Annotated in this window: 6 protein-coding genes and 2 pseudogenes; all 8 read right to left on the reverse strand. The window is 40.0% G+C overall.

All coding sequences use genetic code 11. The features are described from left to right. Positions 1 to 24: 24 nt before the first annotated feature. The 8 genes and pseudogenes from L5B83_RS06770 to L5B83_RS06800 all read right to left on the reverse strand — a co-directional run bounded on the left by L5B83_RS06770 (position 25) and on the right by L5B83_RS06800 (position 12,534). The gene (locus tag L5B83_RS06770) at positions 25 to 3,165 is read right to left on the reverse strand and encodes a S8 family serine peptidase (protein WP_265777950.1); all 3,141 of its coding nucleotides are present in this window, start codon (positions 3,163 to 3,165) and stop codon (positions 25 to 27) included. Positions 3,166 to 3,284: 119 nt separating this feature from the next. Next, positions 3,285 to 3,896: a PBECR4 domain-containing protein gene (locus L5B83_RS06775; RefSeq protein ID WP_265777951.1), complete on the reverse strand. Its 612-nt coding sequence runs from the start codon at positions 3,894 to 3,896 to the stop codon at positions 3,285 to 3,287. A 506-nt stretch (positions 3,897 to 4,402) separates the two neighbouring features. Next, a complete protein-coding gene (locus tag L5B83_RS06780; RefSeq protein ID WP_265777360.1) occupies positions 4,403 to 5,593 on the reverse strand; it encodes an HlyD family efflux transporter periplasmic adaptor subunit in 1,191 nt (396 codons plus the stop codon). Between the two features lie 103 nt (positions 5,594 to 5,696). Beyond that, positions 5,697 to 6,335, reverse strand: a pseudogene (locus tag L5B83_RS12430) (ATP-binding cassette domain-containing protein); the annotation flags it as partial. 240 nt (positions 6,336 to 6,575) lie between these two features. Further along, positions 6,576 to 8,345: pseudogene (locus L5B83_RS06785) on the reverse strand (ABC transporter transmembrane domain-containing protein); the annotation flags it as partial. A 544-nt stretch (positions 8,346 to 8,889) separates the two neighbouring features. Further along, positions 8,890 to 9,027, reverse strand: coding sequence for a hypothetical protein (locus tag L5B83_RS06790; protein WP_265777953.1), 138 nt, complete (start codon positions 9,025 to 9,027; stop codon positions 8,890 to 8,892). 756 nt (positions 9,028 to 9,783) lie between these two features. Then, positions 9,784 to 9,921, reverse strand: coding sequence for a hypothetical protein (locus L5B83_RS06795; RefSeq protein WP_265777954.1), 138 nt, complete (start codon positions 9,919 to 9,921; stop codon positions 9,784 to 9,786). A 960-nt stretch (positions 9,922 to 10,881) separates the two neighbouring features. Continuing rightward, the gene (locus tag L5B83_RS06800; RefSeq protein ID WP_265777955.1) at positions 10,882 to 12,534 is read right to left on the reverse strand and encodes a TolC family protein; all 1,653 of its coding nucleotides are present in this window, start codon (positions 12,532 to 12,534) and stop codon (positions 10,882 to 10,884) included. Positions 12,535 to 12,539 lie beyond the last annotated feature (5 nt).

Below are 12,539 nucleotides of genomic sequence, written 5' to 3' on the forward strand. Positions count from 1 at the left end.
CCGTGCTTTATGCAAATATGCTATCTAAAAAGAATAACCGACAGAAACATTAACTCGATGATAATGATCTTTAGCCATATCTCCAGATAAAGAAAAACGCCAATTATGATATTGATAGCCCATCCCAATGCCAAATTGTGGTTTCCAATCAGGATAGAGACGATAAGACTGCTCAATATCCACTGAGGTTGTGGCATAGCTTACGCGACCACGATTTTTATTATGTAAGGTTTTTTGTAAAGCTAAGCGACCGAATAAAGTAAGGTTTTTCAGTTTGTATTCTAGCTCTGAAATAACACCAATATTTGTCTGCTCTGTGACTAAGCGATTAATTTTCACATCATCATTTAACATTAAATGTGTTAATTGTTTATGTGTGTAATCAATATTGGCGATATTATGCCATATCCATTGGGCATTAATAGGTTGTGACCAATGAATGCCAAGGGTTGAAGCATAAGATTGAGTATTGCCTTGTGAATGGGTGTTCTGTGTATTAAATTGTTGTTGATATTTTAATTTTCCTACACCGTAGTTAAAACTTGTTAAGAGCGTCCAGTTTGGTATAAATTCATATCCATAGCCTAGACGGAATGCAACATCACGTTCATTAAACGATTTTTCAACCTCTTTGTAATGCTCTTCATATTTCTGCCGCTGCTCACTAATGCTGAAACTGAATCGGTGTTTGCCTTCCACAAGAAGACCATTAATTGCCACACTATTAAAGTGATCAGTCGTATTAATATGGCTAACATCAGGCGAGGCAGAACGATTTTCACCACTAATCCAAAGTGCGGTATGATTTTTTTGTGAAAATGATGCAATCCAATTTAAACGCTGAAAGGCCTCGTGGTTAACCCAGCTTTGCTGCTGATGTATTAATGATTGAATCCCTTGACTGAATAAATATTCAGTAAAATGTGTTCTATCTATATTGAATAAACGGTTTGCCCATTGTTTTTGCTGTGTATTTAATTGCTGTGAAGCATAGCCTTGATCGAGTTTTTCTAAAACACGATCGAGTAATCTTGCATCTTCCATTGCACCTAAATAAGCTCTCTGCGCTTTATTCTTTTTATCTATTGAGGATGTTCCCTCTGAATGCTTATTTGCTTTAATTTCCGTTGAATTATCTTTTTCAGCAGCAGAAGCCGTTTCAGTTGTTGCTGGAATGATTGTTTCCTCTGCTGTAGAAGTTCCCTCTGAATGCTCATTTGCTTTGATTTCCGTTGAATTATCTTTTTCAACAGTAGAAGCTGTTTCAGTGGTTGCTGGAACGGTTGTTTCTTCGGTTGTCGATGTTTCCTCTGAATGCTCATTTGCTTTGATTTCCGTTGAATTATCTTTTTCAGCAGTAGAAACCGTTTCAGTTGTTGCTGGAATGATTGTTTCCTCCGTTACAGGGGCTACTTTCGGATTCTCTGTGTCATTATTAGGCGTATCAAGATCTTCAAGAGCTTGCTGAACGCGTTTACGTTGTAATCCAACATAGATTTGTTTTTTATTTTGATCAAAGGCGATGGTATCAGCAATGTGAATTAATGCAGAATCCAAATGTAAACGAATGCCATCATCGACCAATTCATTTGCTCGTAACAGCACTTCTCTCCGCCCCGCTTGGGGAACATAGCCTTGAGCAATTTGACTGACTTGCATTACACCATTTAGAATTGCCCGTCCACTCACATTGATGCTTGAGCCTATTGCAGTATTGATCTCACCGCTTTCCGTATTGGTAAAATCCCCCTCAATATATAATGGTGAAGGATTGATAACTTCAAGACGCCCGCTGTTATAAAGGCTTCCCGTAGAGATTTTATTTGGGCTTGTTCCCGTTGCGAGTGTTGCACCTTGTTTAATTTCAAATTGCGCAGTATTTGTTCCGTTAATGGTGAGTTTTCCTTGTTCTATTACCCCTTTTCCCTGAAAACGATTATTACCATTAAGAACAAGTTCTTTATCACCGCGTTTTGTGAAGCCGCTATCGCCCTCAATATCATTGTCAAAATAATAGCGTTCTGCGATACCATTTACATCAAGCACATTATTATTTTGGGCATCAAAACGTCCATAGCCATTTAACGCTTTTTGTTTATTGATTTCACCCACACCATAAACGGCATCTATGCCCGCATCACCTTTATCATTTGCCGTGGTAAAGAGAGTGTTACGAATATCTTTTGCTTTAAACCAATCGTATTTTTGTGCAATAGCAAGCGCAACGCCACTCGCATATGCGGTTGCACTAGAGGTGCCATTAGGAATGTTCGCATAAATCCATCGATCTAAGAGAGGATCAAAATAGTGGATTGCTGTATCTGCATTTGCCGCCAAACAAAAATTTTTCGCTTTTCCACAAGGCTGATATTTTTGCTTACCCTTCGTAATCGCTGTAATGGCGATGACGCTATCTTTTAAACGTTCATCAAGTTGCTCAGAATTCGGGGCAAGCATTCTTGAGACAGAGGAATAAGGTTCATTAGGAATCGCAGGATCAAGTGGTTCATTGCCATTTGCAAAGAGTAACAAAGAACCTTGGTTTGCAATATGAGCAAGTTTTTCAATATATTCAGGCTGTGCATATTCTGAGATGCCTTCTACCCAAATATTGGCTACAACAGGAGCCGCTCGCCCTGTTTGCGCAATGCTTCTTTCATTCGCAACCCCCATTGCTAATAATCGGTTTCGCCAATGGGGAACTGGCTCTCCTCTTTTTCTTACTAAGCCTTGCACTGGATAAATTGAACCACCGCCAGCAGTGTTTAATAATACACGCGCCATTTTTGTTCCGTGCATTTCTGGACCATCGTCTGTCATATCTGGGCTAAGTTGAGTAGTAATGTGGTGGCTAACAGGATCATAGAAACCGTGAGCAACAATGCTTTCTGGGTAAATTTCGTCTTTTTCAAAGGTATGAAGATCAACACCCGTATCCACTAACATTGCACGTAAAGTCGCCAGTTTATCCTGATTAATATGATTATGATCTGTATCTTGCCATTGATGTGGTTGAGCCTGTGCTTCTGACAAATGTGCTAATTTAGCCACGGCGTCTTGGCGGTTTTCTGCATCATTTTGGTTTCCTTGTGCTAAGTAAGGAAAGAGAGCGAGCGTGATCGCCATCACCAATGGCGAAAGTGAGAAAAGACGAGGTGAGTTCATTATATGGGTGTCCTTTAATTATTTTTTGACGTCAAACCAAGAGTTGTATATTTGAGAATGAAAATTTACTCCAAATTTTTCTAAAAGTGTAGTGTTTTATGCAATTTTATCTATTACCTCTAATTATTTTGTTCATTATACTTATAAAAACAGTAAGTGACTTTAATAAAACAGATATAAGAGAAAATCATTCTTTTATTTATTGTTATAAATAGATGATTTCTTTTCGATTTTGCAGAACAATAGATTTTATCCCTATAATTTTTCCCATTGGGAAAATTATTCATCTGTTTTAAATTAAGCAATGATTGTGGTACGAAGAAAGCGTTATTGCTTTTTAGCGTTAAGGAAAATATCTGTTTTTTTGTTTTTAATGCTTTATCAAAAGCAATATGTAAGTAAATAGCATTGTCTGTTAATATTATTTCTGAGCTTAATAAGTATTCGATAGATTTCAATAAGGATAATTTTAAGAAAGTTATTCCATCTTTTTTAACTTTTATCTTTTTAAGATCTAACTTATGATTTGTTGCAGCATTGAAAAACTCATTGGCACCATCATTATATTTAATTCCACATAGATGCATAAAGTTTGACCGTTTGAAAATAATAGAAATATTTTCTGTATTAGTAGAGTATATAACTTCTTTATTGATGAAATGTTTTTCAACGAAAATGGCTGCATTTTCTATATCATTTATGTATCTTTTTAGCTTTTCTTGTTCAGTCATTATATTTACGCCATAGAAACAAGTAAGCCCACAGTGATGTGGGCTTAAAGGTATTTGAAGTGTTAGTTTTTCTGATGTCTGCCATCTGCTAGGTCTTAAATATCCTAGATTAGTTTCAAGTTTTTCTGATGCTTGCCATCTGCTAGGTCTTAAATATCCTAGATTAGTTTCAGATTGACGATGTGCTAACTCACATTTGCGTTTTGAGGGTACACATCCTTTTTTCACTGTTCAAGTTTGAAGTAAAACAGTATTGATTACGTTGTTTTAATTGCAAATTGAAACGGTTACATAGTAGCCTCACATCATTAAAAAATCAACAAATATTTATGTTTAATTAGGTTGTTAATTCTGACATTCACTATTTTCAGATGATCCTTTTTTTGTCATTGCCAATTTTGGAATAAAACAATGCTGGCTCGTTTTATGGGATGCTTTGAGTTGTCTGTGTCGAACTGCTTGCTTTATCCCAAATTTAAACAACTATAATCGGCGTTCTTACTTTTCTAAATCGTCTTTAACGCATCACGTGTTTTAAGGATTGGGCGGAGGAGGTAGTCAATGATTCGCATTTTATTGGCTTCAAGCTCCGCATCAACCACCATCCCATTACGAATGTCTAAGTGGCGTTGTTGCCATTTTTGAAGGGATTCGGGGGTTAAGGTGATGGTGACCACATAACTTGGCGGGGCATCGCGTCTGTGTTTATCAGGGACGGTATCGGCGCCGATTTTCGTTACTTTACCCTGTAAGGTGCCGTAAATACTGTAATCATAAGCGGTGAGTTTTAAATTGGCGTTCATATTGGGCACAACATAGCCGATGTCTTTTGGTAACACACGCACTTCGGCAACAAGGCTATCGTCTTTGGGAACAATATCTAAAATGGGTTGCCCGGGGCTGACCACCGCGCCAACGGTAGAGAAAAACAGTTGATTGACGGTGCCATCAGCGGGGGATTTGACGGTGGTACGTTCCAGTTGGTCTAAGTTGGCTTTCCGTTTTTCTTCCAGTAAGGATTGTTCGCTGATGGTCTCCGACAGCTCGGTTGATTGACGTTTACGCACATCCGAAAAAAACGCATCGCGTTCAGAATAAAGGGCAGCAAGTTGTTGTTCGGTGGTGAGTAATTCCTGTTTTGAGACTGCGCCACTTTTAATAAAGGGCTTGATGTTATTCAGTTGCTGTTCTTTAAGCGCAATTAAGCGCTGAAAGTGTTTGGCTTTACTCATAAACTCTTGCAAGCGAGTTTGATAGAGTGCCTGCTCAGCTTCCGCCATTGTTGGGTAGAGTTGAGCCAGTTTTTCTGGAAATATCAACGGGATAATTTGCGTCTCAGGGGTAAGGGGCAGTTTAAGCTCTTGTTGTAGGCGCTGACGTTTAAAGGTGAGCGAGGCCAGTTTTTTGTCTAATTCTTCCACCGCACTTTGAAAACGGGTGGTATCAAAATGGAGCAGAACTTGTCCTTTTTTGACGATTTGTCCTTCTTCCACATTAATTGCTTGAATGATACCGCCTTCAAGGTTTTGGACCACTTGGGTACGCGCGGCGGAAACCAGTTCGCCATTGGCACGCACCACACGGCTAAAGGGGGTAATATACGACCAAATCAGCAGGGCGGTAAGCAGCAAGCTAATTAAGGTCAGATAGCGTTTTGTCTGTGTTGGTTGAGTCATTTCTTGGGTTAAATCACGCATAAGATGGTTCTCTTTTCTTGTGTTATGTTGTTTGGTTTGGGTTAGGCTATTTTGCCTAAGCCTAAGCCTAAGCCTAAGCCTAAGCCTAAGCCTAAGCCTAAGCCTAAGCGGATTGTGCGGCTTGTGCTTGCTCAATTTTCTGTAAAATCACATCTCTTGGACCGTCAGCAATAATCTGTCCTTGTGCCATCACAATAATTCTGTCCACCATAGATAAAATCGGGGTGCGGTGGGTCACCACAATAAAGGTTTTATCACGAGTAAAACGTTGAATATGATGGATAACGTGCTGTTCCACTTGTGGGTCAAAACTTGCCGTCGGTTCATCTAATAGCACCACATTGGCTTGACTTAAAAAGACACGGGCTAATTGCACACTGTGTTTTTGCCCAACCGATAACCCTGCACCGCCATCACGAATGGGTAAATCCAAGCCATAAGGGTGAGATTGAATTAATTCCGCTAAACCAGTCTGCTGTAAGACAGCCAGTAATTGTTCATCACGGATACGTCTGTCACCAAAGGTCAGATTATCACGTAGTGTGCCATTAAACAGCTGGGCTTCTTGGGTGTTATAGGCAATGGCACGGCGTAAATCTTTTGCCGCAATCTGTCTGCCATCAATGCCATCAAATTTCAGTTCGCCTTGTTGCGGTAAATAAAGCCCGGCTAACAGTTTTAATAAGGTGGATTTGCCCGAGCCATTGGGGCCTAAAATGCCAATTTTCTCACCCGGACGAATAACAAGTTGTTGAATATTGAGGGCAGGGCGCGCTTTCGCTTCATAGCTAAATTGCAAGTGTTTTAAGTGAATATGCCCGCTTAATTGGGTGCGGCGTAATTTACGTTGTTCAATGGGGTCATCTTGTTCGCCATTTGCAATGGTATCTAAATCCGCCAAAGAGGATTTGATTTGTTGCCAACGGATTAACAACGAACTTAAACGGGCAAAAGGGGCAAGGGCGCGAGAGGTTAAAATACTCAAGGCAATCATTGCCCCCATCGTAAAATGCCCTTCAAAGACCTGATAGGCTGCTACGGTAATGGTCATCGCATAGGCAAATTGTTGGATAGACGCCGCCCATTGGGTGAGAAACGTGACGAGGTGGCGTTGTTGCATCGAAACAGTCGCCACTAAATAACTAATGTCATTCCATTGTTGTTCAAAAAAACGTCCAGCATTGGCATTTTTCACGGTTTCTAAATGATAACTGACTTCATTATATAAACGGTTTGCCGCGGCGTGTGAGCCGAGATAAGACTTCACAATACGCAACATTTTTTTGCGATAAAGCAGTGCGGGAAGCACCATTAACAGCAAGGCAAAGAGCGGGACAAACACGACCGGTCCACCGAGCAGGTAAATAACGGCTAAAAATATCACCGCAAAGGGAATATCAACAAACGAACCCACAGCGGCTTCCGTGAAGAACTCACGGACAGAATTAAATTCCCGCATTTGTTGATTAAGGCGATTAGGGGAAGGGGTTTGGTGAGACAAACGTAAGCCCATTAAACGACGTAATAACAGTGCCGTTGCCTGCACATCAATGCGTTTCCCGCTGTAATCTAACAAATGAGAGCGGAAAATACGCAACAGCCCCTCGAGTAAAAAGGCAATGGACACCCCCATTAACAATGCCCAGAGGGTTTCTTCGGATTTATTGGGGATAACACGGTCATAGACTTGCAGCGAAAAGAAAGAGGAAATCGCCGACAAGAGGTTAGCAAAGAGCGAGGCAATGAGGACACGGTAGAAGATGCCTTTTTCTGCACGAAAGAGCCGCCAAAACCAATGCCCATTTTCCTGTTCAACGGCATTTTCTTGTTGAATACGGGAAAGGGTTTTACGCAGTTGATAGTAATGGGGGCGCGTGTCATCGGCATTGCGGTTTTCTTTCGCGTTATGGCTGAGGTGTGCTTGTGCGTTTGCTTGCCCAGTGGCGTTCCCGTGGGGTTGCCCAGTTGTATTCAAGTGAGGGTTCACATTGGCGTTTGCGTTTGTATTGCGGTTTTCTTTCGCGTTATGGCTGAGGTGTGCTTGTGCGTTTGTTTGCCCAGTGGCGTTCCCGTGGGGTTGCTCAGTTGTATTCAAGTGAGGGGGCACATTGGCATTTGCGTGAGTGTTAGCCTTTTTCTGTGGTGCTTGGGTGAGCGCGTGCAACAAGGCGTGCCATTCTGCGATAGTGAGTTCAATGGGGTCTGAATGACGGGCGTAAAGTAAAAGGGTTTGCTCATTGCCTTTTTTCCCCGAACGGGTGGTTTTCACCCTTGCGATAGGTTGGCGAGCGTGCGAGGCGTTTGGGTTTTTCGCTAATACCACAAGGGCTTGTTCAGCATTGACCGTCACCACACAAGGGGCAGACAGTGATGCCCATTGTTTTTTTTCTTCGGAAGCCAAGGGATGATGGGTGAGGTCAAGTTGCTCATCCAGCAATAAGGCTTGTAATGCGGCAGCGCGACGTTGGTGTAAAGACGGAGTGGGTGCAGTAGGCGAGCTTGGTGTCGTCGGGGTAGAGGATGACATTTTTCCTGTGCCAGCGAGGTGTTCGGCTGTGGCGACGTTTTTTGACATCGCAACAGGGTTGCCTTGCCCTTTCTGATTTGGCGATGTCATCGTATTTAATGCGAAGTCAATATCGGCATTAGAAAGGGGTAAACCGATGGCATAAGCTTGTTGTGCAAGGGCTTCGTCAAAGGGAAGCAAGCAACGTTCAGCTAAGGTGTTCAGGCGTTCAGTGGAAATTATCATACGTAATTAGTCCTTCTTTTTTGTTGTTTAGGTATTCCAACGCATTAAGTGCGGTGGTTTTTTTATAATTTTTATTTGCCGTTATTAAGGGGGTTGCCTTTTTTTATTTCCTCGTCCTGTTGGGCGGGGTAGTGCGGCTGTTTTTTTATCGTTTTCTTTGCTTATCTTTTATTTTTCCATTCATTGATTTTGTTCGTTTACTAATTTTTTGTTCGTTCATTTGTATATTTTTTCTTCTGTTTGCTATTTTTTCTTTTTGTCTTAGTTGAGCTTTGTTTATTCATTTTTATTTTTCTCTTGCATATTTTCTTTTCTTCCTTTGGTAGTGGTTGCTATATTCAATTATTCTTTCCCTTTTCGCGGTTTAGGTATTCCGACTTATTATAAGTGCGGTGGTTTTTTATGGTTTTTATTTGCCGTTATTAAGGGTATTGCCTTTTTTTATTTCTCCATCCTGTTTGGTGGGTTGGCTGTTTTTTTTATTTCTTTTGCTTCTTGTTACTCATTTTTTGTTCGTCTTTTTATGTGCTTCCTATTCTTTTTTTTACTTATTTATTTCATTCCGTTTGCTGATTTTCTTTTCCTCTATTTTCTGGTTTTCTTTTAGTTGAGGTTGTGCTTTGTTTATGTATTTTTCTTTTACATATTTTTTTCTTCCTTTGGTAGTGGTTGCTATATTCAATTATTCTTTCCCTTTCGCGGTTTAGGTATTCCGACTTATTATAAGTGCGGTGTTTTTTTATGATTTTATTTGCCGTTACAAGGCTATTGTTTTTTCTCCCGTTCTGTTTTTGTGGTTATACGGCTTTTTTATTCTTCCATTTATTGATTTTGTTCGCTTACTGATTTTTTGTTCGGTTATTTATATATTTTCTTTTCATCTTTTAGTGGTAATTTCATATTTAGTTATCCCTTTCTCTTTTTGTCCCATTCTGTTTGGCAGGCAATACGGCTTTTTTCTATTTTTCCATTTGTTGATTTTGTTCGTTTACTAATTTTTTGTTTGTTCATTTGTATATTTTTTCTTCTGTTTACTATTTTTTCTTTTGGTTGAGGTTGTGCTTTGTTTATGTGTTTTTTTCTTTTATATATTTTTTCTTTCTTTGGTGGTGGTTGCTATATTCAATTATTTTTTCCCTTTCGCGGTTTAGGTATTCCGACTTATTATAAGTGCGGTGGTTTTTTATGGTTTTTATTTGCCGTTATTAAGGGTATTGCCTTTTTTTATTTCTCCATCCTGTTTGGTGGGGTGGCTGTTTTTTTTTATTTCTTTTGCTTCTTATTACTCATTTTTTTTCGTCTGTTTATGTGTTTTATATTATTTTATTTGTTGTTTTTCTTTCGGTCTAGGGGAATTTGTTTATTTTCTTTTCCTATTTGATCATGTTTTATTCTTTCATTTATTGATTTCTTCTTTTTATGTGCTTCCTATTCTTTTTTACTTATTTATTTCATTCCGTTTGCTGATTTTCTTTCCCTCTATTTTCTGGTTTTCTTTTAGTTGAGGTTGTGCTTTGTTTATGTATTTTTCTTTTACATATTTTTTTCTTTCTTTGGTGGTGGTTGCTATATTCAATTATTCTTTCCCTTTCGCGGTTTAGGTATTCCGACTTATTATAAGTGCGGTGGTTTTTTTATGGTTTTTATTTGCTGTTATTAAGGGGTTGCCTTTTTTATTTCTCCATCCTGTTTGGTGGGTTGGCTGTTTTTTTTATTTCTTTTGCTTCTTATTACTCATTTTTTGTTCGTCTTTTTGTGTGTTTTATATTCTTCCATTTGTTGTTTTTCTTTTGGTTTAGGGGGATTTATTTATTTTCTTTTCCTATTTGATCATATTTTATTCTTTCATTTATTGATTTCTTATTTTTATGTGCTTCCTATTATTTTTTACTTATTTATTTCATTTCGTTTGCTGATTTTCTTTCCCTCTATTTTCTGGTTTTCTTTTAGTTGAGGTTGTGCTTTGTTTATGTATTTTTCTTTTACATATTTTCTTTTCTTCCTTTGGTAGTGGTTGCTATATTCAATTATTCTTTCTCTTTTGTGGTTTAGATATTTCGACTTATTATAAGCGCGGTGGTTTTTTATGATTTTTATTTGCCGTTACAAGGTTGTTGCTTTTTTTCGTTCTGCTTGCTCGGCAATGCTACTTTTTTCTATTTTTTTTATTTATTGATTTTGTTTATTTACTGATTTTCTGTTCGGTTATTTATATATTTTCTTTTCATCTTTTAGTAGTGATTTTCATATTTAGTTACTCCTTTCATTTTTGTGATTTAGGTATTCCGACTTATTATAAGTGCAGTGGTTTTTTTATGGTTTTTATTTGTACCGCCTTGTTGGGCGGGTGTAGGGTTGTTTTTTTGTTTCTTTTGCTTCTTTTTAGCCATTTTTATTCTTCCATTTATTGTTTTTTTCTTTTTGTCGGGGTTATGCTTTATTTATTCGTTTTTTTCTATTCCGTATTTCCTTTATTTCTTTCTATTTCTATTTTTATTATCCTTTTTTTATCTCATCTCATTTTTCCCGTTTTTTCTTATTTTTCCGCTAATGTGCTGGGTAGCACCAAGGGTAAGCGGTTGGCTTTGATGCGGATAAGCTCGAGTAAGGCATTGTTACGCTCGATTTTGGTGCGGAGTAAGGTGCTGTATGGGCTGATGCCATCGGCGATAGAGGCTTGGGAGATTTCAAATTGGCGGTTAAATAAGTCGATTGAGCTTTGTGTTTGGGCGATGAAAGCGTCAAAGGTTTGTAGGTTTTGTTGTAAACGGTCTGTCTCTAAATCAAGACGCGAGCGTTCGGTGCGAATATCATCGGCTAATCGTTCATAGTCGCGTTGTGCCGCCAAAAGGGCTGCCTCTTGGGCGTTTACACGGGCTGAGCCGGCAAAAATTCCCGTAGGGGCTTGTAGGCTGACATTCAATTGGGTGTCGCTTTGTCCTTTGACATTTTTATATCCACCTGCCGTCACTACCACTTTAGGGTAAAGGCTTTTTTTCTCGGCTTCTACGGCGGCTTTGGCGCGTTCAATGAATTTTTCCGCTTGTTGTAGCTGAGGCGCTTGGTTTAAGTCTGCAACAGGGGTATTAATCACCGCCAATAATTGAGTCAGTGTAGGAACGTCGTTAAGTGAAATCGGGCGAATGAGCTGACGCGATAACAGGGAAAGGGATAAATCCAGCTGTTTTTTAAGGGTTTGGATTTCGGTGGTGAGTTCAGCGGATTTAATGCTTAATAGCATTTCATCGGAACCGTTATCTACACCGGAAGCCTGACGACTTTGGGCTAATTGTAACAGTTGATTGATATTGGCTAAGGTGTTTTGGGTGAGGGCAATGCGGGCTTGGCGTTCCGCCACTTCGCCGAGTTTGATTAAGGTTTCACTGAGGCGTTTGGTTTGCTCGAGGTGTTTGTTGATGATGGCACTCTCAGTGGTTAATTGGCGTTGGGTGACTTGGGTGTCGTTTTGCCCAAAGTCAAAGAGGGTGTAATTGACTTCCAAGCCGAATTGGGCAGTGTGGTTTTTGCCTACGCCTGCCACGGGGCGAATATCGGGATAGGCTTGGCGTTCGGTGGCAGTGGTTTCGGCTTGGTGTTGGGCAATTAAGGCATCGGCAGAGGCGTGGTTATCGAAATAGGTGAGTGCCGATTGCAAAATGGCTTGGACGGGTTTGCCTTCACGGGAAGAGGCAATGATTTGCATCACAAGGGGTTGCACCGCAACAGGGGCAGTAGCATTGCCCTGTGTGGTTGGCACGGGGTTGGTGAGCTGAAGTGGGGCTAAGGAATAGCGTTGTGGCTCGGGCTGAGGTGGTGTTGATGGCGAGGTAGAAGCTATAGACGTAGCAGTAGCCGTTTTCGTAGAGGTGGCAGTTGATGCGGTTATCACCTTACCCAGCTTCACTTGTTCTATTGAGGCTTGTGTTGGGTGATTGTCACTATTGTATTGAGCGGGTTGAGTGGTGTGGGCTTTGTTATGAGGATTTGCCACCGTTGAAGCGGAAGCCATTACATCGCCCATTTTCACTTGCTCTATTGAGGCTTGCATAGGGTGGTTGTCACCATTGTGTTGAATGGGGTGTGTGGCTGGGTGTTGGCAACCCACTAATAGCGTGGTGCTTAACAGGGCGAAAAGGGTATTAAATCGAAAGCCTCGTAAGGCGTTGCGTGCGTTATAATCAAATTGCATAGGAA

Origin of the sequence: Avibacterium sp. 21-599, assembly GCF_026226765.1 — a bacterium.
Taxonomy (GTDB): domain Bacteria; phylum Pseudomonadota; class Gammaproteobacteria; order Enterobacterales; family Pasteurellaceae; genus Avibacterium.